Consider the following 18,909-nt stretch of genomic DNA (forward strand, 5'->3'; position numbering starts at 1 on the left):
CAACGACGAAAGCGAGACGAGGACGATGCGCATCTTCTGGCAAAGCTTCATCGATGCCACCGCCAGCGCCGCCTATATGAAGCGGCTGTCGGACTACCTGAATGGCATCGCCGAACCGGGCACGACCGTCGATGTCTTCGGCATCAGCCCGCCGGACCGGCATTTCGGTCGCCTGGCCGAGTTCCGCTGTGCGGCGATCGCCATCGACAACGGGCTGGAGGCCGCCAGCCGCGGCTATGATGCCGTGGTCATCGGACACTTCCAGGATCCGGGTCTCTATGAGCTCAAATCGGCGCTGACGATACCGGTGATCGGTGCAGGAGAGGTGTGCATGCACTATGCCGCACGTCTTGGCCGGCGGCTGGCGCTCGTGACGCTGGATGATGTGTTTCAGGTCTGGCATTACGAGCAGGCCGACCTTTACGGGCTGGGCAGCCGCGTCCGCCACGTGGTCGGCATGAACTGCACGCCCGCCGACTTCAGTGCCGCCTTTGCCGGCGACGACGAGGCGCGACAGCGCATGCTGGCGGCTTTCACCGCCTGCGCCGAACCCCTGGTACGCGATGGCGCCGACGTGGTCGTGCCAGCCGGCGTGCTGCCGGGCCTGCTGGTGGGCGGTGAATTCGGCTTCAAGGTCTTGCATGCGCCGGTGGTCAACACGGCGGCGGTGACGTTGAAAAGCGCCGAGATGGATGTTCGCCTGCAGAAGCTCAACGGCATCGAGGTGAGCCGCGGGCCGTTCTGCTCGCTCGCCAGCGACGATGCCGTCATGGATTTCCGCAACTTCGTCGCCAACGGGCGAGGGGCGCCGCTTCTTCCCTCAAAAAGCTGAGGGCTGGTCGCGGGACGAACGTCCGACGACGCAGGCCTCTTCACATCGTCAATACGATGCGGCCGCGCGATATGGCGCCCTGTTCCAGCAGGCGATGGGCTTCCGCCGCTTGCGACAGCGGCATTGTTCGGGCGACCTGCGGCTTCAGCAGGCCGGCCGCGGCGAGATCCATCATCGACTGGAGCGCCGAGCGGTCATCGGTCACCACGGCGCGCGTCACCCGGACGTCGAATTCCTCTCCCCGGTCGACGATCTGATCGGCAACCAGCCACACCAGATGGCCACCTTTTTTCAGGACGCGGTAGGACTTGTCGTGGACGGCCCCACCCATCAGGTCGAAGACGATATCCTGGTCCTGCAGGATTTCGGAAAAGTCCTCTTCGTCGTAGGCGATGGCGCGATCAGCACCCAGGCCAAGCACGTAGTCGCGATTGTGCGAACGGCAGGTGGTGCTGACCTTTGCGCCGAGGTGGTGGCAGAGCTGGATCAGCAGCCCGCCGACGGCCCCGGCACCGGAATGCACCAGAACCTTGTCTCCGGATTTGACTTCGGCGGTGTTAACCGCGATCCAGGTGCTGAGGCCTGCATTGGTCAGGGCAACGGCCTCGGTGGTCGACAGCCGCTCCGGGATCTTCACCGCATGGTTTTCGTCGACGGCGATCATCTCGGCGTAGCCGCCCTGTGCCAGGGCACCGGCCATGATCGCCACGCGGTCGCCGATGGAAAATTCGCCTGTTGCCTCACCGACAGAGACCACCGTTCCGCCGCCATCGCGGCCGGGTACGCTCGGCATCGGCAGGGTGAAATGGTTACGCAGGTGTCCGGCGCGCAGTTTCCAGTCGAAGGGCGTGACGCTTGCCGCCTCCAGCCGGACGAGGATCTGGCCCGGACCGGCAACCGGATCGGGCAGATCGACGTACCTCATTACCTCGGCCGGGCCGTGCTCGTTGTACTGGATCGCCTTCATGATATCTCCTTCGACACGCTCAGGCGTTGCGGGCGGCTTTGACGCCAGCCGCGAGGCTGGCGCCGAGAAACATGGTGTCGCTGGCCAGCAGGTAGAAGCTGATGCCGGCCTTCGACCATTTGCCGACGTCGTCGGGCGTGGGACGGAAGATGCCGACGGTCTTGCCGGCCTTGGCCGCGGCTTCGGTAATCGTCAGGATCGCCGCGTCCAGCCGGCCGGCGCCGTCCGGACCCATGGCGTTGATCGACACCGACAGGTCGCCGGGTCCGATGAAGATCACGTCGATGCCGTCGACCGCAACGATGTCTTCGACGTTCCGGAGACCCTCGGCCGTTTCGATCTGCACCGCGAGAACGAGGCTGTCGTTGGCGCTCTTCAGATAATCCGGGATCCGGTAGCCGTAACCCGCGGCCCGGCCCGGGCCGACGCCTCGCTCGCCGAGCGGCGGATATCGTGTGGCGGCAACGGCGGCTTGCGCCTGCGCAGCGGTCGAGACCCGTGGCACCAGAACACCGGCCGCTCCGGCATCCAGGACGCCGGCGATCGATTCCGGCGTATGGCCCGGAACCCGCACCATTGTCGGCACGTGGTGCACATCGGCGGCGCGGATCAGGTTTTCGATGAGTTCGCGGCCGATCTGGGAATGCTCGGCATCGATGCAGATGAAGTCGGGCCCGGCAGCGGCCACCACCTCCACGGCGACGGGATGCGGGATCGCGACGAATGTACCGACGAGCCGATCATCGGCAAGACACGTGCTGCGGAAACTGCTCATCAGGGCCTCGGAAAGCGAGACGGGAAATCGTCACATCACTTACTTTAAGCCTGAAATTCCTGGCGGAGCAAGTTGATAAATCGGTATACGGATTATGACGCTGTAGCGTCGTCTGATTCGGAACGGCTTGATATAGGCTCAAATCCGTATACTGTTTCTGTCGGAGAACATCATGCAAACCCCGTCCGATAATCTGGTCGAAACGATCTATGCCGATCTGCGGCTGAAGCTGCAGCGGAGCCAGGTGTCGGCGTCGGACAGGCTGGTCGACACGGGTATCGCGGCTCGCTACGGGACCTCCCGGATGCCGGCGCGCGAGGCTTTGCTGCGGCTGGTGGCGGAAGGCTATCTCATCGGCACGACGCGCGGCTTTGCCGTGAGGGAACTGTCGGTGGAGGACATCGGCGGCCTCTTCGAGGTGCGCCGTCAGCTGGAGCCCCGGGCTGCTGCCAGTGCTGCCCGCGACATGACGCCCGAGGTGGAGACCGAACTCAGCGATGCCATGACCCGGATCCACGATGCGCTGCAGCAGGGTGATATTCCGGTCCTGCTAGGCGCCAATGTCGACTTCCGCAACGCCTGGCTGAAGGCGGTCCGCAACCCGCACATGGCGGCCACGGTCGCCCGCTTCATGAACTATTTCCAGTCGGTGCGGCTCGATACGTTCGCCGACGCCGAAACCGTCAAGCACTATATCACCGGCCTTTCCCGCATCCATGAAGCCTTCCTGGCGCGCGATCCGCTGCTGGTCGAGGAGCGCATGACGCTGTTCATGTTCGCCGCCGAAGAGGCATTTCTTGCCGTCCGGCGACGCCAGCTGGAAGACTTCAAGACGCAACGTCAGTCGCGCAGAAAGAACAAGAGGAGAGCAGTATCATGATAAAGCCGCATCCGCTGAAAGGGCCGAGCCCGCTGAAGCTCGGGATCTTCTCTCCCAATGCCGATGGTGGTCTTGCTATCACCGATGTTCCGGAGCGCTGGCAGGCGCGCTGGCAGGACAATCTCAACGCCGCGCAGATCGCCGACCGCGGCGGCCTGGACTTCCTGCTGCCGATCGCCCGCTGGAAGGGTTTTGGCGGCAAGAACCGGGTGCGGGAATGGTCCTTCGAGACCTTTACCTGGGCGGCCGGTCTGGCCTCCGTCACCGAGCGGATCGCGCTGTTCATGACCGTGCACGTGCCGCTCATCCACCCGCTCTATGCGGCAAAGGCACTGGCAACCGTCGACCACATCAGCGGCGGCCGCGCCGGCCTCAACATCGTCTGCGGCTGGAATCCGAAGGAATTCGGCATGTTCGGCGTGCCGCTCGTCGAAAAGGGCTATGACCAGGCCGCCGAATGGCTGGAAGTGGTCGAGCGGGCCTATGCCTCGCAAGCGCCGTTCGACTATGACGGCGCCTATTACACGCTGAAGGATGTGGTGAGCCGGCCCGCCAGCCTGCAGTCGCCGCGTCCGGTGACCATGAATGCTGCCTTCGGCGGACCGGGCCGGGACTTTGCGGCGAAGAACTGCGATTATCTCTTCACCACCTTCACCGAGATCGCCGAGGCCGGCAAGCATGTCGAGGACATCCGTGGACGGGCAGGGGCGGTGGACCGGGATGTCGGCGCCTATACCGTCTGCCACGTCGTCTGCCGCGAGACCCAGCAGGAGGCGGAGGACTATTATGAACGCTACGCCGTCACCATGGCCGATCACGAGGCGGTAGACGCGCACATGGCCGGCAAGAAGGAGTTCTCCCAGTCGCACGACAAGGACAGCTATGACCGTTATCGCAAGCGGTTCGCCGGTGGCGCGGGAGGCTATCCGCTCATCGGGACGCCGGAGAAGATCGTCGAGGAGATGATCGCGATCTCGCAGCAGGGCTATTCCGGCATCGCCATGTCCTTCGTCAACTATACCTATGAGCTGCCGTTCTTCTGCGATCGCGTCATGCCGCTCCTGAAACAGGCGGGGCTGCGCGTCGACTAGGTTGTCTGCCGCCGGAAGCCCATTCGATGCTTCGGCGGTCAGGCCGTGTGCTTTTCCGCTTACAAAATCGGATCCGGCGCGGCTATGATCAACCGGTTGGCTTGCTCCGTTACGGGAGGCCCGGTTTCCTGCAAACCTGGGAGTGACGCGGGCAATGCCCTTTCGGGGAGGAATGCATGTATCTGGGAACACAACTTCCGGCACGCCACGATGATGATTACCGGGTGATGAAACAGCTCGGCGTCAGCCACGTCTCGGCAACGCCCGACGGCGACTGGCAGGGCTGGGACCGGCCAACGCTCGAAGCCTTCCGGGAGAAGATCGAGAGCTTTGGCCTGGTGCTCGATATGACGCAACTGCCGATGCCGTCGATCCGGGTGGACCGCGACGTGCCGTGCAGGGACATCATGCTGGCAGGACCGGACCGCGACCGGCAGATCGACGGCATCTGCCGCCTCATCGAGAACTGTGCCGCTGCCGGCATTCCGGCCGTCCGCTACAACTTCAACTATATCGGCATCCCGCGCACGGCGATGGAGCCGGGCCGGGGCAGCTACCAAGCAGAGGCCTTTCGCCTCGAACTTGCCGACCCTCATGAGCCGGCGCCGGCCGGCATTGGCGCGCTCGACGAAGACACCATCTGGGAGCGGGTGGATTATTTCCTGGCGCGCGTCGTGCCGGTGGCGCAGTCGGTCAATGTGCGGCTGGCTTGCCATCCGCACGATCCGGCGACACCGCCTGGCTACATGGGCGTGACCCGGGTGCTCGGTACGGTCGAGGGGATGAAGCGTTTCGTACAGATGCACGAGAGCCCGGTGCACGGCCTGAATTTCTGCATCGGCACGCTCGGCGAAATGGTCGAGGACGTCTCGCAGGTGCCGGCGATCACTCGGTGGTTCGGCGAGCGCGGCAAGATCATGAACATCCATTTCCGAAACATCGCCGGCAAGCGCTATTCGTTCCGCGAGAGCTTTCCCGAGGATGGCGATATCGACATGCCGGCCGTCATCGATGCGCTGCGCGACACCGGCTACCAATACATGGTGATGCCGGACCACGCGCCGACGCTGTCGGGCGAGAACCAGCAGCAGGTGGCCTTCGCCTTCTGCTACGGCTACATCGCCGCTCTCCTGCAGACCCGCTGCTAGAGGATATTGGCTCGACGGGCTGCAGTAACAGGATTTTATTCCGCTGCAGGGCAGGATTGGACCGGCTGGGCAATTGACTTCAATGCTTCAACTGTGTCGCCCAAGACCATGATCTTTAGCGCTTTCCGAGGAGCAACACGTTTGAGCCTCATTTGGAACCTAAACGTCAGACAACCGTTTGTTCATCTGACATTCATGTCCAGACACGGAGTCGCGCTATGTTCCTCAGCAGCCTGCACACCCAGAACTCCTCCAGCCTCGAGTATTTCAGCGACACATCATCGGTCCGCGCATTCATCGAAGCGGACCTGCGCAACCTGCCGGATTTTTCCGGTCGCGACCTGATCGTCTATGCCGCCGGCTCGAGCATCATCATCGAGGGAACAGTGGGCTCCGATCTTGACTACATGCGGACGATGGACGTCGCCTGTGATCTGGCAGGCTTCGACAGGGTGATCTGCCGGGTCGAAGTGGCAACCAGCGCCATCAGGATCTGATACTGCCGGTACGCATAGACCCTAACAGCGAGCCGGCCTATCTGCTCGGCAGCCGCTGTTTCTCGTCGTCATCCTCTGGACTACTAGGCTTCCTCATCTGCCGCCGTCATCCTCGGGCTTGTCCCGGGGATCTGCCGCCGCTTCGCTCTGTCATCGACCGCGCGGAGATTTCTCCCATGAACGACTGGGCACTGGCCAGTGTCTGATGTCGTGGATCCTCGGGACAGGCCCGAGGATGACGCAGTTTGTGGTGACGGCTGGTGGGAGACGAAAGGATGAAGAGGAGCGCATCCAGCGTTTCCCGCAGCATCCAGTGCGTTTACCAGCGTCACGCCGTCCGCCCGCCTGTGAGAGTCACTTACCCGGCGCGTTCTGCTTCCCACTCAAGGGAGGTGGAACATTGAGGCACCGGTGGGCGCTGAACTTAGGGACAGTCGCACGTCATCCTTGAGCCCATCTCTCCCAACACAGTTGTCAAAGCTAGTTAGAGGCGCGTGCTCGCCAGCCAGTTAGAAACGCGACACTGGCGCTGCCGGTCAGCCCCGATCTGAGCGGCAGACCCGCTTGCGAGATCAGATCGGGGCGGGTGGGGCGCACCTCTTCGGCTTTAGCTTTGAGGCTGGCTAACGTCGTTCTGCGGCCTCCATGCGCGCCAATGCCTTCTTCCTTTTAGTGATGACTTCCGAATCGTTCATGAAGTCCGCCCGACGGCCGGGCTTGCGGCCGCGCTTCTGGTAACCGTTTCCAATGCTGCCGTCCCGAATGCCAAACATATGATCTTTCTGGCCCGTCGGGGATGGGCCGCTCTTGCTCCGTTGCTGTTCTCGTCCAGCCTGCATCTCGGCGACGATCGACAGCATGTCGTCCAGACGCTTGTTCTCGACGACTTCCGGCCGATGGACCGACCGCAGCTTGTCAAAGGTTCTGTAGGGTAGGGCAAAACTCTCGTGCATAATCTCGAGGCGACCGTCCGGATAGTCGCAAACAATCACCTTTTGGCCGGCCAAGGGTCTGGAAACGTCGGTCGGATCGAGAATGAACAGCACCTTGTCGTAGCGCAGCGTCAAAGCCTGCGACAGCGTGCGAACTTCCTTGCGGCACATGGCGCCATCAAGGTTCTCGTGATCGGCCAACGGCCGGTGCATGTCCTTCGGATTGCGCGGCTGTTTGCCGAAACGCGCATTGAAATCCGTAATGAACTTAGGTGCATAGGCGTTGGCTTCCTCAATCGTGTCAATGCCGCGAAGCCGCATCTCCTTGACCAACCGATCCTGCAATGTCTGGTTGGCACGTTCCACCCGGCCCTTGGCCTGCGGGGTGTTGGCACAGATGATGTCGATGTTCAGCTCATAAAGCGCCCGGCCGAATTGTGTCAGGCCGCTCGTCCGGTCCTTCTCCGACGCATGGGTCGAACGAAAGACGCCGTGCTTGTCGCTGTAGAAGGCCAGCGGTTTGCCCCATTGCTGCAGATAGGCCTTGGTCGCGTGCAGATAGTCGAATGTGTTCTCCGAACCGGCAAAACGTAGATGCAGCAGCTTGCCGGTCGCGTCATCGATATAGACGAGCAGGGCGCATTTGGGCCCACGGTTCTCGAACCACCAGTGATGCGAGCCATCGATCTGCACCAGTTCGCCAAAGCAATCGCGTCGGCCGCGTGGCTGGAAAACCCGTTTCTTGCGTTCTCTGCGTGAAACCCAGATACCAGCCTCGGTCATCCATTGTCGCAGCGTCTCCTTGGCAACAAAGATCCGGTGCAGCTCGATCAGCTTCTCACGCGCCAGCGTCGGACCGAAATCCAGATAGCGTTCGCGAATCAGATCCAGCACCGCATTGCGAAACTCCTCGCTATGGCGCCGGTTGCTCGGCCGCGATCGCTTCCTGGAAACAAGACCGGCTGGACCATCCTGGTCATAGGCCTGCAGCAGCCTGTGAACCTGGCTTCGACTGAGGTCGAGCAGTTCGGCAGCCTGGACGACGCTCAGGCGCTCGTCACGAATCTTCTGAATGACTTCGAGGCGATGCAATTCTTTCTGCGACATGGTGATCAAACAGGACATGACGACTCCGACCGCTGGTCTGGACCAGGCTGAAGGTCGTCATCCTTGCTCCCAACGTTGGCATTGACCAGAACGTCGAGAGGCGAGACTGTCGCATCTCTAACTGGCCCAACCGTCGCATTACTAAATAGCCCCTACACGAACTGATCCGATAACGTATGTTATGGAACTTAACTGATGGCCCCGAATACCTGGTCTTCCGGTCTGTTCAAACGCCAGCCCATCCCCACATCCTTGCCTCCCGCCCGCCTAAAACTGCAGGCCCAGCCGCAGCGCATCCAGCATCGCCGCGTGCACCGAGCGGCTGCTGATCGCGTCGCCGATGCGGTGCAGTTCGAAACCAGCCCCCGGTGGCTGACGTAGCGGTGCGCTGCCGATAAGCGTATCGATGTCCGTCACCCCGTCGTTGATCGAGTATGAACGCAGTTCGTCGAACAGATCGGTGACCGGCACCGTCCCATGCTCGACGACCACCTGGTCATGGGTGGAACGCGTCTCCCGGCCGGTCAGCAGGTGGCGCAACACCACCTGGCGGCGGTCGCCGATCAGGGCGACTGATACCAACTCATGCTCAAGGATGACCTGGACGTCGCGCTCGGCCATCGCCTTTCGATAGGTGATGCTCGAATGATGTTCCATTTCCGGTGCGAGCGACGGATCGCGGGCAACAAACGTCACGGCGTGGCCGGCGGCCGCCAACAGTGCCGCGGCCGACGGTGCAGGATGACGGCCGGTCGCGTCGTAGATCAGAACATCTGCTTTCGCCTGCGGAGGGCTCGCCAGAACATCCCAGACGCTGAGACACAGCTCGTTGCCTGACACCGGTCCGAAATCCGGAACGCCGCCGGTTGCGATGATCACCAGGTCCGGCGTCTCGGCCAGGACCTCTTCGGCATCCACGTAGGCATTGAGGCGAATGTCGACATGAAGCCGCTCCAGTTCGGCCGCTCGCCAGTCGACGATGCCGATCAGGTCGCGCCGAAGATCCGCCTTCGCCGCCAGCACCAGCTGTCCGCCGAGGCGGTCGGTTGCTTCGAACAGCACGACGTGATGGCCGCGTTCGGCCAGTACCCGGGCGGCCTCCAGTCCGGCGGGCCCGCCACCCACAACCACGGCCCTGCGACCGGCATGCGGCGAGCGTTCGATCGTCTGCGGCAACCAGGTCTCTCGGCCGGTTGCCGGGTTGTGAATGCAGTTCACCGGGCGGTACAGGCAATGTGAGGCGCCGACGCAAGGGCGGATTTCATCGGCTCTGCCGGAACGCAGCTTGTTGACGATCTGCGGATCGGCCATGTGCGCCCGGGTCATGCCGACCATGTCGACAAGCCCGGCATCGATGGCGAAGCGGGCGGTTGCGACGTCGGCAATCTTGGCGGCGTGGAAGATTGGCAGGCCGGTTTCTGCCTTGAACGAACCGACCTGGCTCAGCCAGGGCGCCGAGGCGGACACCATGTCGGGGATGTTGTAGCGAAGCAGGTTCAGGCGGGTGTCGAACCGCCCGAAGATGCAGTTGAAGAAATCGACAAGTCCGTCCCGCTCGAGGATGTTCGCAACTTCGACCGATTCGGCGAAACTGAGGCCTTCGGCATGGTCCTCGTCGATCGTATAGCGGATGCCGACGATATAATCGGCGCCGACCTGGCTGCGAATTTCCTCATGGACCATGCGCAGAAACCGCATCCGATTGTCGAGCGAGCCGCCGAATTCGTCCGTGCGGCGATTGACCATCGGCGACAGGAACTGCCCGATGAGGTGGCCGCCGGTCATCGTCTCGATACCGTCCAGCCCACCCTCCCTCGCCCGCCGCGCGGCCTGGCCGAACTCGCGGACGATGCGGTTGATGTCGTGCCTGTCTATCTCGTGCGAAAAATCGCGATTGTAGTCCTCGCGCCCGTGCGACGGGCCAAGTGCCGGCAGCCAGTTGCCGACGGTCGCGTTGGCACGGCGACCGACATGCGAGATCTGACACATGAGTGCTGCGCCGTGCCGGTGGATCCGCTCGGAGAACGCCTCAAACACCGGAATGACCGCGTCGCTGCTGATGTCGAGCTGGGTTCCGCCCCAGCTCGAATCGGCGGATACCCGGCTTGAGCCGCCGAACATCGTCAGCGCCAGGCCGCCCTTGGCCTTCTCTTCGTGGTACCGCTGATAGGCCTCCATCGGATGGCCGCCTTCGTCGAGCCCGGTCTCGTGGCTAGTGCTCATGATCCGGTTGCGCAGGGTAAGCTTGCCGATCCGCAGTGTCGTCAGGAGCGGGTCCAGCTTTTTCTCTCGATCCACCCAGACCTCCTCGGAAGACGTTGGAAGATCGCCGGATCGTTCCTTCGTCGATGCAGGTTTACTCGGTAACTGTGCCTGGTCCATGTCCCGCCCCCCGTCGGATGATCGATCGTCTGGCCGTGCCCGAGCCATCAGCGCATAGGCTAGCCCGGTCCGAGTGCGGTTCGCATTGCGCTGACGCATTGCCTGAGCGGCGGCGTCGGATCGATATTGTATTTCCAGTTGGTCAACTCGATCGTCAGCGAACCGTCGTAGTTCTGGCTGCGCAGGTAGGCGATGAGCTTGTCGAGATCGATGATCCCGTCGCCCCAGGCGAGATGGCTGCCGCCCGCATCGGAATCGGTGAAGTGAACATGGGCGATCCGCCCGGCGAGATGGGTAAAGTAGTCCTCGGGCTGCTCCTGGGTCATAATCGCTCCGGCGACATCGTACACCGCGTGCAGTGCGGGGCTCGCCAGCGTGTCCATCAGAGCGCGGATTTCCTTGGCCGAGCGGATGATGTTGGCAAAAGAATCCGGAAGAGATTCCATCCAGAGGTCGACGCCGAGCTTTTGGGCGCGATCGCACAACATGCCCATGGAATCAACGCAGCGCGTCAGTGCGTCGGCGGCCGGCTCGTCGCGGTAGCCGCCGCCGGCGGTGACCAGCATCGCCGGCGCACCGCACTCGACTGCAAATTCCATGGATTCGATGAAGTAGCGCAGCGAACGATCGCGAAGGGCCGGCTCTTTCGCCGAGATGTTGATGGGGTAAATGCACTGCTCGGGCGTGAAGGCAACGATGTCGAGGCCCATGCCGCGCACCGTCTGTCCAAGCTGGCGCGCCTCGGCGAGCGTCCTGTCACCGATATAGAAGTGCGGCGCGGCGGCCCAGAGTTCGATGCGGGATACGCCAGCGTCGCAGACATCCGCAAGAAACCTGTCGAACGTGTGTCGGACGTAGTGGAAGTTCATCACCGCGATGCTGCGTTCGTCCAATGCCATGTCCAGTCCTCCCAGGCTGATAAGCAGCGTCCGACTCGGGCGCGCTGTAAGGTGATTTCAACGACTAGCGCTCAAAATTCTGGTAACGTTCTCATATCATATGTGGCGCCGCCCTCACCTGCTGACTGATTTCAAGAGGCCGAATTCGACTTCCGTCTGGTTGATGAAGTCGGTGATCTGTCGCTCGGTTTCCTCGGCTGTCCAGTGCAGGTGGGGTGCGGCAAGGCGCGCCGCGGTGTCTGCATGTGACAGGCCGAGATCCGCCTCCCAGCCGACCGACAGGCGGCGGCGCAGGATGTCGCCGAGCGTCCGGGCCTGCTCGTTGAGCACCGCGTGGGCGACTGTGGCGGGCGTGACGCGATCAACGGGCTCGGGAGCCGGTGACGCCGGACTGAATACGCGCAACGGGCCCGATGGCTTCAGTCGACGCGCGACGGCCGCCGTCAGCCGGCGCCCGGCCTCGCGGTGGGTCATCAGCAATCCGCCGGTGAAGGTAAAGAAGTTCGGCAAGCCCTCGGATGTCAGGTCGTGCTCCCTCACCGATGACGAAGAACCGCGGCCGTCCTTTGACAGGCTGCGCGGTCGCACACCTGCCCAGGAATAAAGGACGTCCTGGCGATCAAGGCGGATCTCGGGAAACAGCCGCGACAGCTGATCGAGGATAGCTGAGATCTCGGCTTCGGTTGCGCGGAAACCTTCAGGGCTGCCGTCGGCTGGGCAATCCCACGGGCCGACATAATGCAGGTCGCCCCAAGGGATCAGGTAGAAGGGTGCGCCGGCTGCGGTGACCGTCTCGAACCCGATGCCGCGGAGGTTGGAGGGCAGCCGAACGACAATGTTGGTGCCCTTTTCGCCTGTGCTGCGACGCAAATGCGAAGATCCGGTGAGCGCTGTCAGTTCATCGACCCAGACGCCGGCGCAGTTGACGATGGCGCGGGTCAGGACGGTGCGGGTCCCGTCTGCCGACCTCAGCTCGACGCGCCAATACTCCCCTTCCCGCGCGATGGCAGTCACCGGCGTGTGGTTGAGCGCCTCCATGCCGATGGCGCGCGCCTTCATCACGGTATCGACCACGATGCGTTCCGGCCAGTGATACTGGTACTCGGTGAAGGTCATGGCGCCCCGGATTTCGGCCAGTCCCGCCATGCCCGCGAGCGCCGGATGAGCCTTGGCCTCCTGCGCCGAAAGAAGGCAGAGATCGAGCGGCACGCGGCCGCCGTCGCTGGCCGCCATCAACCGGAACGCCAGACGCGCCTTCCACGGTGGAATGGCATTTTCCTGCGTCAGCGGCACGATGAAGGTGACCGGTCTTACCCGTTCGGGCGCCTCCTGAACGAATTCCGCCCTGCCCCGCATGGACCGGCGCATCAGGTCGAAGCACTCGATGGCGTTGCGCGGATGCGCAAGGAAGGATGCGATGGAGCCGCTGGCAGCGGACAGGTAGCCGAGTCCGCAGTGCTGCAGCCTCGATGTCTTGGACGATGTGCCGGAGCCGTAATCGTCTCGTTCCGCCAGCAGCGTGCGGTAGCCGGCGGCGGTCAGGTGCTGACCGGCTGCGGCGCCGATGATGCCGCCGCCGATGACGAGAGTGTCGTAGGGCTCAGTCACGTTCACGTCCCCCGCGCTGCGGCTTCAATTGAAGCTTTCGCCGCTCTATGTGAGAACGTTCGCAAAATTGTGGCTGGGCTGTCAAGGGCACTTGACGCAGAGTGGCATCTGGCAATACGTATTAGGACGTCTTATCGAAAGGTCCTGCCATGTCTCTCCCCTCTGATTTCGACGCCGGCGTTGTCGCGGCGCTTTCCGCTCTCGACGCGAAGTCCATCACCCATGTCTTCTTCGTCGCCTGCGGCGGCTCGCTGTCGATCATGCATCCGGCAAAGTTCCTGCTCGACCAGCATTCGCCGTTGTCCTCGGACGTCTTCAACGGCGCAGAATTCGTTGCCCGTGCGCCGCGATCGCTGGACAAGAACTCGCTGGTGATCCTCTGCTCGATGACCGGCACCACCAAGGAAACGACGGCGGCTGCCGAATTCGCCCGCTCGAAGGGTGCGGCGACCATCGGTCTGACGCTTGAGCCCGCCTCGCCGCTCGGCAAGGCCGTCGATCACGTGGTCGGCTTTGCAGCCCCCTACACGACCGGCGTGCCGATCGATGCGAAGGACAGCAATTATTCGCGGATCTACCAGATCGTCATGGGCCTGGTGGCGCTGACCGGCGGCGACGACCTGACGCAGACGCTGATCGACAGCCTGAAGGCACTGCAGCCGGCCATCGACCGCGCGCATGAAACGTTCGCGCCGATGTTTGCGGATTACGCGCCGCGCTTTGCCAAGGAAGACGTGATCTACACGGTCGCCAGCGGCGCGAGCTACGGTGCGGCCTACTCATTCTCCATCTGCGTGCTGATGGAGATGCAGTGGATCAACAGCCAGGCGATCCACGCCAACGAGTTCTTCCATGGCCCCTTCGAGGTTCTCGACAAGGATCGCGCCTTCATTCTGTTGAAGGGCGTCGACAGCACCCGGCCGCTCGAACAGCGTGCCGACGAGTTCCTGCACCGCTTCGGCTCGGCGGAAAAGATCCTGGCTCTCGATGCCGAGAAGCTCGATCTCTCAGGCATCGATCCGCAGTTCCGCGGCAATGTCGTGCCGTTGATCTTCTTCGACACGCTGTGGCGTTTCGCCTATAAGATCGCCGATCTGCGCCAGCACGAAATGCTTGAGGGCCGGCGTTACATGAAGAAGATCGCCTACTGATCGAGCCCTGGATTGGAGCGGATGGAAGATCAAGCACAGCTCTTGCCGCTCTATGAACAGGTTCGGCATTCGATCCTCGCCGGCATCCAGTCCGGCCAGTTTTCGAAAGGCGGGTTCCTGCCCGCCGAGCCGGAGCTGATGTCGCTCTACGGGGTCAGCCGGGTCACGCTCCGGCGCGCCATTGGCGACCTGTGCGCCGAAGGTCGCCTCCAGCGCCAGCAGGGTCGCGGAACGCTGGTCATGCCGAACAAGGTTCGCCAGACGCTGGTCTCGCTGTCGGGTTTTTCCGAAACGATGGACGGTCTTGGTCGCAAGGCCGGCCATCGCATCCTGTCGCGCGACGACCATCCCGAGGCGCCGGTTGTCCGCGATCGGCTGCGGGCGGCGTCGCTGATCCGCTTCGACCGGCTGCTGGAAGACAACGGCATGCCGATGACGCTAGAAAGCCTGTGGTTCGATGCGGCACGGTTTCCCGAGGTCGTCGACACGGTGGCGGCGGGCGGCTCGTTTTTCGCCGCGCTGCGCAATCTCGCCGGCATCGTGCCCGCCCATGCGGAGCGGCAAATCGATGTCGGCTTCGCTTCGCCGGCCGAGCGCAACGTCCTTCCGGTCACGGCAACGCAGCCGGTCTACCGGATCGAGAAGATCGTCACCGACAGCGAGGGACAGCCGCTCGCCCTGTCGCAGCTGGTCACCCCAAGCCACCTCGTCACCTACACAATCAAGACCTGAAAGATCCGACATGCATGTTTTCGACGCCGCCGCCGTTCATGATGCGCTTGCATGGGAGTTTCTGATCGAGGCGTTGCGCCAGGCGCATCTGGGCGCGATGCCGGCCTCCAATGTCGTCGTCCAGTCGGATCCGGGCGGCAGCGAGGGCCAGTTCGTCACCTTGCCCGGTTGGGCGCCCGGCGGTCCGATCGTCGTCAAGATGGTCGGCGTATTTCCCCAGAACGCTTCCCTGCAACCGCCGCAGCCGGCCGTGCAGGGGCTGGTGGCCCTGTTTGATGGCAAGACCGGCGCGCCTGTCCTCACCGCAGACGGCGCTGCCATGACGGCGCGCAAGACAGCTGCCGATTCGGCTCTCGGCGCCTCTATCCTCGCCCGCCACGATGTCGAGGATCTGCTGATCGTCGGCGCCGGGGCGCTGGCGCCGTATTTTGCACAGGCGCATCTGGCCGCCCGGCCATCGCTGCGCCGGGTGACGATCTGGAACCGCACCGCGTCACGCGCCGAGGCGGTTGCCGCCCAGTTGCGTGACAAGGGACTGGAGATCACGGTGAGCGACGATCTCGATCGCTCGGTTGCAAAGGCTGATGTGGTCTCGTGCGTAACCATGTCGGACTCCGCGCTGATCAAGGGCGTCCTGCTGCGTCCCGGCGCCCATCTCGATCTCGTCGGTGCCTACATGCCGACGCTGCGCGAAGCCGACGACGAAGCCCTGGCGCGGGGCACGATCTTCGTCGACTGCCGCAACAACATGCAGAGTGGCGGCGATCTTTCACAGGCGGTGGCCTCCGGCGCAATCACTTGGGATGCCGTCCGTGCGGACCTGTTCGACCTCGTCCAGGGGAAGGCCGAGGGGCGCACCTCCGACCAGCAGATCACGGTCTTCAAGAACAATGGCGGCGCTCACCTTGACCTGTTCACCGCCTCGGCCCTGGCGACGCGGATCAGCTAAGCGACCAGGCTTTGTCGCGTCCCAACGGGCAAGGCTGATCGAAACGACGGCTGAGATCTTCCACCCGCGGCTATACAGCGACCGGCTCCCTGAAGTTGCGTCCCAAGCCAGCTTGCCGAAGGGATCTCTCAACAACCACTTCCGCTCGAAGGAACGCTTCGGCGTTGAGGTTCTGCAATAGTTTGCGGACGGGTGGAAGAGATCGTGCAGAACGTTGCTGCGCATGCAGGTCGAGCGGACCGGCGAACCGGTCGCCCGCTTCAAGTGGTTCCTTGGCTGCATCCTGGCCGATGCCCAACAGGCTTCGGCCAGGACGAGGCTTAAGCCTCCGCAAGCACGCGGGCGAGGAAGGAGCGGGTGCGATCCTGCTGCGGGTTCGTCAGCACGTCCGCCGGCTTCCCCTGCTCGACGATCACGCCGCCATCCATGAAGATAAGGTGATCCGCCACGTCCCTGGCAAAGCCCATTTCGTGGGTCACCACGACCATGGTCATGCCGTCGTCGGCAAGCTGCCTCATTGCGGCCAGAACCTCGCCTACCAGTTCCGGATCGAGCGCGGAGGTGGGCTCGTCGAACAGCATGACGTCGGGCTCCATGGCCAGCGAACGGGCAATTGCGGCGCGCTGCTGCTGCCCGCCGGAAAGCTGTGCCGGATAGTAATGAGCGCGTTCCTTCATGCCGACCCGCTCCAGGAGCAGCATGGCCTTGTCGGTGGCCTTGGCCCGCGGTTCGCCCTTCACCAGCATCGGCGCTTCGATGACGTTCTCCAGCACCGTCTTGTGCGGGAAGAGATGAAAACCCTGGAAGACCATGCCCATTCGCTGACGCTGGCGCGCCAGTTCGTTGAAGCTCATCTCATAAAGCTTGGCGCCCTTCCACTTCACGCCGACCGGCTCGCCGTGCAGGAAGATCGCGCCGCCGGTCGGCTTTTCGAGATAGTTGAGGCAGCGCAGCAGGGTGCTCTTGCCTGAACCGGAGGGGCCGACGATGCAGGTCACGTCGCCGCGGTTGACCGCAAGATCGATGCCCTGGAGGACTTCGTGGGTGCCGAAGCTCTTGCGCAGTCGCTCGACCTTCAGCAGAGGCGCCGCCGTCATCTGGTCGTTCATCACAATGCCTCCTGCTGGCGGCCGAACAGGCGGAAGAAGGAAAACCCACCCGATTTCCCGGTGCTTGAGTGGTGTTCGGATTTAAGCCGATGTTCGACGGCATGTTCGACGATCGTCAGGATGGTCGTCAGGACGAGGTACCAGATGGTCGCGACAAGCAGCAGCGGCACGGTCTGATAGGTGCGTGCATAGACCAGCTGCGCCGAATAGAGGAGATCCGGGAGGGCCAGGACAGAGACCAGCGAGGTGAACTTGAGCATCGAGATCGTATCGTTGCCGATCGGCGGGATGACGATCCGGAGCGCCTGCGGCAGCACGATCCGGCGCATCAGCTGCCAGCGGGTCATGCCGAGCGTTGCGGCCGCTTCGGTCTGGCCGCCGCTGACGGCCTGGATGCCGGCGCGGATCATTTCCGCGGCATAGGCGCTCTCGGTGAACGCCAGGCCCATGATGGCGGCGCTGAACGGTGTGATCAGGTCATTGGTCTGCCAGGAAATCAGCTTCGGACCGTCGAACGGCACGCCGATCGAAATTTCCGGCAGGAGAAGCGCCAGATTGTACCAGAAGACCATCTGGACGAGCGGCGGCACGCCCCGGAAGAACCAGATCCAGCCCCAGCTGGCGGCCTGGAAGACCTTGCTGCCGGACAGCCGCATGACGGCGAGGATGACGCCGATCAGCAGGCCGAGCACCATGGCGAGGAATGTCAAAAGCAGCGTGGTGCCGAGCCCGGACAGGATCGACCGGTTGAACATGTACTGCCCGACCACTTCCCACTGCATGTTCTTGTTGATCACTAGCACCTGCAGGAAGATCACCACGAAGACCGCAAGCGCCACTCCGCCGACCCAGTGACCGATCTTCGGTATGGCAATCGCTTTCACATCGTGAATCGAGGGACGTTGAGAGGGAGGTTGCGACATCTGGTCTTCCTAGCTAGTACCGCGAAAATCCCGCCCCGAGCGGTCCCGGGGCGGGCGACGATCTTACAGGTCCGGGTTTTCCTCGGTGATCACGAGTGCCTTGGTGAGCATGCCGGAATCGGCGATGCCCCACTTGGCCATGATCTTCTCGTAGGTCCCATCGTCGATCATCGACTGGATGGCATCACGCATGATCGGGCCGAGCGGATCGCCCTTGCGCAGGCCGATGCAGCTGTTGACCGGCGACAGCACAAGCTCGGAAACCTTGAGGTCCTTGGTCTGCTTGGCCATGTAGGCAAGCTTCACCGAACCAGCGACGGTCGCATCGGCACGCCGCGAGCGCACCGCAAGTTCCGCCTGCGCCTGCGTACCATGCGTCTGCATGACGACGGGCTTTTCCTTGCACTCTTCGGCGTTCAGTTTCTCCAGGAGCCCGAGGTCCCAGGAACCGTTCAACACGGCGACCGTCAGGCCGCAGACGTCGGAAGAAACCTTGATGTCGAGCTTGCTGTCCTGCGGATAGGCAAACGACGTGCCGATCTTGCGCTGCGCGACGAAATCGATCGCCTTCAGGCGTTCCGCCGTCGTGCCGAAAGACGAGAAGCCGGCGTCGAAGCGCTTGGCCTGGATGCCTGGGATGATGGCGTCGAAGCTGGTGCCTTCGAAATGGAACGGCACGCCGAGCCGGCTCTCCATTTCCTTGGCGATGTCGACGCTCCAGCCCTTCAGCTGGCCATCGGCATCGACGAATTCGTCCGGCGCCCAATCGTTGAAGACGGCAGCCTTGATGCCCTTGTCCTTGTATTCCTGCGGCAGCGCATCGTGCAGGGCCGGGATGACATCGGCCATTGCCGGCATGCCCATCACCAGCGTCAGAATGCAACCCGTCAGAATCGATTTGATCATGGAATCCTCCTATTTGAACAA

The 18,909-nt window shown here is 63.0% G+C and carries 17 protein-coding genes; 8 read left to right on the forward strand and 9 right to left on the reverse strand.

The window, feature by feature from the left end; all coding sequences use genetic code 11:
• Positions 1 to 25 precede the first annotated feature (25 nt).
• Positions 26 to 832, forward strand: coding sequence for an aspartate/glutamate racemase family protein (locus AAIH46_RS15770; RefSeq protein WP_430306921.1), 807 nt, complete (start codon positions 26 to 28; stop codon positions 830 to 832).
• 40 nt (positions 833 to 872) lie between these two features.
• On the opposite strand, the gene AAIH46_RS15775 is transcribed toward AAIH46_RS15770, so the two are convergent.
• Together AAIH46_RS15775 and AAIH46_RS15780 are read right to left on the reverse strand one after the other, a co-directional pair.
• Positions 873 to 1,799, reverse strand: a complete 927-nt coding sequence (locus tag AAIH46_RS15775) for an NADP-dependent oxidoreductase (protein WP_430306922.1) — start codon at positions 1,797 to 1,799, stop codon at positions 873 to 875.
• A gap of 19 nt (positions 1,800 to 1,818) precedes the next feature.
• The gene (locus tag AAIH46_RS15780) at positions 1,819 to 2,574 is read right to left on the reverse strand and encodes an HpcH/HpaI aldolase family protein (protein WP_430306923.1); all 756 of its coding nucleotides are present in this window, start codon (positions 2,572 to 2,574) and stop codon (positions 1,819 to 1,821) included.
• A 172-nt stretch (positions 2,575 to 2,746) separates the two neighbouring features.
• On the opposite strand from AAIH46_RS15780, the gene AAIH46_RS15785 reads away from it, so the two are divergent.
• The 4 genes from AAIH46_RS15785 to AAIH46_RS15800 all read left to right on the forward strand — a co-directional run bounded on the left by AAIH46_RS15785 (position 2,747) and on the right by AAIH46_RS15800 (position 6,190).
• Entirely contained in the window at positions 2,747 to 3,454 is a 708-nt protein-coding gene (locus tag AAIH46_RS15785) for a GntR family transcriptional regulator (protein ID WP_430306924.1), read from the forward strand.
• On the forward strand, positions 3,451 to 4,545 hold the full coding sequence (locus AAIH46_RS15790) for an LLM class flavin-dependent oxidoreductase (RefSeq protein WP_430306926.1): 1,095 nt from the start codon (positions 3,451 to 3,453) through the stop codon (positions 4,543 to 4,545). Before AAIH46_RS15785 ends, AAIH46_RS15790 begins: the two co-directional genes overlap by 4 nt.
• Positions 4,546 to 4,721: 176 nt before the next feature.
• Positions 4,722 to 5,693 (forward strand): mannonate dehydratase, encoded by a 972-nt coding sequence (locus AAIH46_RS15795; protein WP_430306927.1) that lies wholly within the window; start codon positions 4,722 to 4,724, stop codon positions 5,691 to 5,693.
• A gap of 218 nt (positions 5,694 to 5,911) precedes the next feature.
• Positions 5,912 to 6,190, forward strand: coding sequence for a hypothetical protein (locus AAIH46_RS15800; RefSeq protein WP_430306928.1), 279 nt, complete (start codon positions 5,912 to 5,914; stop codon positions 6,188 to 6,190).
• 623 nt (positions 6,191 to 6,813) lie between these two features.
• Here the strand turns inward: AAIH46_RS15800 and AAIH46_RS15805 are convergent.
• The 4 genes from AAIH46_RS15805 to AAIH46_RS15820 form a co-directional block, all read right to left on the reverse strand.
• The gene (locus tag AAIH46_RS15805; RefSeq protein ID WP_430306929.1) at positions 6,814 to 8,247 is read right to left on the reverse strand and encodes an ISNCY family transposase; all 1,434 of its coding nucleotides are present in this window, start codon (positions 8,245 to 8,247) and stop codon (positions 6,814 to 6,816) included.
• A gap of 249 nt (positions 8,248 to 8,496) precedes the next feature.
• Positions 8,497 to 10,527 carry an FAD-dependent oxidoreductase gene (locus tag AAIH46_RS15810; protein WP_430306930.1) on the reverse strand — a complete coding sequence of 677 codons (2,031 nt, stop codon included), beginning with the start codon at positions 10,525 to 10,527 and terminating at the stop codon, positions 8,497 to 8,499.
• Between the two features lie 143 nt (positions 10,528 to 10,670).
• The gene (locus tag AAIH46_RS15815; protein ID WP_430306931.1) at positions 10,671 to 11,510 is read right to left on the reverse strand and encodes a sugar phosphate isomerase/epimerase family protein; all 840 of its coding nucleotides are present in this window, start codon (positions 11,508 to 11,510) and stop codon (positions 10,671 to 10,673) included.
• Positions 11,511 to 11,624: 114 nt separating this feature from the next.
• On the reverse strand, positions 11,625 to 13,118 hold the full coding sequence (locus AAIH46_RS15820; protein WP_430306932.1) for an FAD-dependent oxidoreductase: 1,494 nt from the start codon (positions 13,116 to 13,118) through the stop codon (positions 11,625 to 11,627).
• A 149-nt stretch (positions 13,119 to 13,267) separates the two neighbouring features.
• Between AAIH46_RS15820 and AAIH46_RS15825 the strand changes: the two genes are divergently transcribed.
• The 3 genes from AAIH46_RS15825 to AAIH46_RS15835 are packed head-to-tail and all read left to right on the forward strand — an operon-like array spanning position 13,268 to position 15,950.
• On the forward strand, positions 13,268 to 14,269 hold the full coding sequence (locus tag AAIH46_RS15825; RefSeq protein ID WP_430306933.1) for an SIS domain-containing protein: 1,002 nt from the start codon (positions 13,268 to 13,270) through the stop codon (positions 14,267 to 14,269).
• Positions 14,270 to 14,290: 21 nt separating this feature from the next.
• Positions 14,291 to 15,001: a GntR family transcriptional regulator gene (locus tag AAIH46_RS15830; RefSeq protein ID WP_430306934.1), complete on the forward strand. Its 711-nt coding sequence runs from the start codon at positions 14,291 to 14,293 to the stop codon at positions 14,999 to 15,001.
• A gap of 10 nt (positions 15,002 to 15,011) precedes the next feature.
• Complete coding sequence (locus tag AAIH46_RS15835) at positions 15,012 to 15,950, forward strand: ornithine cyclodeaminase (protein ID WP_430306935.1); 939 nt, start codon at positions 15,012 to 15,014, stop codon at positions 15,948 to 15,950.
• Positions 15,951 to 16,270: 320 nt separating this feature from the next.
• On the opposite strand, the gene AAIH46_RS15840 is transcribed toward AAIH46_RS15835, so the two are convergent.
• The 3 genes from AAIH46_RS15840 to AAIH46_RS15850 form a co-directional block, all read right to left on the reverse strand.
• On the reverse strand, positions 16,271 to 17,059 hold the full coding sequence (locus AAIH46_RS15840) for an amino acid ABC transporter ATP-binding protein (RefSeq protein ID WP_430306936.1): 789 nt from the start codon (positions 17,057 to 17,059) through the stop codon (positions 16,271 to 16,273).
• The gene (locus AAIH46_RS15845) at positions 17,059 to 17,982 is read right to left on the reverse strand and encodes an amino acid ABC transporter permease (RefSeq protein WP_430306937.1); all 924 of its coding nucleotides are present in this window, start codon (positions 17,980 to 17,982) and stop codon (positions 17,059 to 17,061) included. Before AAIH46_RS15845 ends, AAIH46_RS15840 begins: the two co-directional genes overlap by 1 nt.
• Positions 17,983 to 18,045: 63 nt before the next feature.
• On the reverse strand, positions 18,046 to 18,888 hold the full coding sequence (locus AAIH46_RS15850; protein WP_430306938.1) for an ABC transporter substrate-binding protein: 843 nt from the start codon (positions 18,886 to 18,888) through the stop codon (positions 18,046 to 18,048).
• Positions 18,889 to 18,909 lie beyond the last annotated feature (21 nt).

Source organism: Rhizobium sp. 0TCS1.26 (assembly GCF_050455525.1).
In the GTDB taxonomy this organism is placed as follows: domain Bacteria; phylum Pseudomonadota; class Alphaproteobacteria; order Rhizobiales; family Rhizobiaceae; genus Neorhizobium.

Bases quoted from the DNA above. Each gene is read 5' to 3' on its own strand.
- AAIH46_RS15775 (WP_430306922.1), bottom strand. From the start codon at position 1,799: ATGAAGGCGATCCAGTACAACGAGCACGGCCCGGCCGAGGTAATGAGG.
- AAIH46_RS15845 (WP_430306937.1), bottom strand. From the start codon at position 17,982: ATGTCGCAACCTCCCTCTCAACGTCCCTCGATTCACGATGTGAAAGCG.
- AAIH46_RS15770 (WP_430306921.1), top strand. From the start codon at position 26: ATGCGCATCTTCTGGCAAAGCTTCATCGATGCCACCGCCAGCGCCGCC.
- AAIH46_RS15795 (WP_430306927.1), top strand. From the start codon at position 4,722: ATGTATCTGGGAACACAACTTCCGGCACGCCACGATGATGATTACCGG.
- AAIH46_RS15850 (WP_430306938.1), bottom strand. From the start codon at position 18,888: ATGATCAAATCGATTCTGACGGGTTGCATTCTGACGCTGGTGATGGGC.
- AAIH46_RS15785 (WP_430306924.1), top strand. From the start codon at position 2,747: ATGCAAACCCCGTCCGATAATCTGGTCGAAACGATCTATGCCGATCTG.
- AAIH46_RS15835 (WP_430306935.1), top strand. From the start codon at position 15,012: ATGCATGTTTTCGACGCCGCCGCCGTTCATGATGCGCTTGCATGGGAG.
- AAIH46_RS15780 (WP_430306923.1), bottom strand. From the start codon at position 2,574: ATGAGCAGTTTCCGCAGCACGTGTCTTGCCGATGATCGGCTCGTCGGT.
- AAIH46_RS15830 (WP_430306934.1), top strand. From the start codon at position 14,291: ATGGAAGATCAAGCACAGCTCTTGCCGCTCTATGAACAGGTTCGGCAT.
- AAIH46_RS15825 (WP_430306933.1), top strand. From the start codon at position 13,268: ATGTCTCTCCCCTCTGATTTCGACGCCGGCGTTGTCGCGGCGCTTTCC.
- AAIH46_RS15815 (WP_430306931.1), bottom strand. From the start codon at position 11,510: ATGGCATTGGACGAACGCAGCATCGCGGTGATGAACTTCCACTACGTC.
- AAIH46_RS15805 (WP_430306929.1), bottom strand. From the start codon at position 8,247: ATGTCCTGTTTGATCACCATGTCGCAGAAAGAATTGCATCGCCTCGAA.
- AAIH46_RS15800 (WP_430306928.1), top strand. From the start codon at position 5,912: ATGTTCCTCAGCAGCCTGCACACCCAGAACTCCTCCAGCCTCGAGTAT.
- AAIH46_RS15840 (WP_430306936.1), bottom strand. From the start codon at position 17,059: ATGAACGACCAGATGACGGCGGCGCCTCTGCTGAAGGTCGAGCGACTG.
- AAIH46_RS15790 (WP_430306926.1), top strand. From the start codon at position 3,451: ATGATAAAGCCGCATCCGCTGAAAGGGCCGAGCCCGCTGAAGCTCGGG.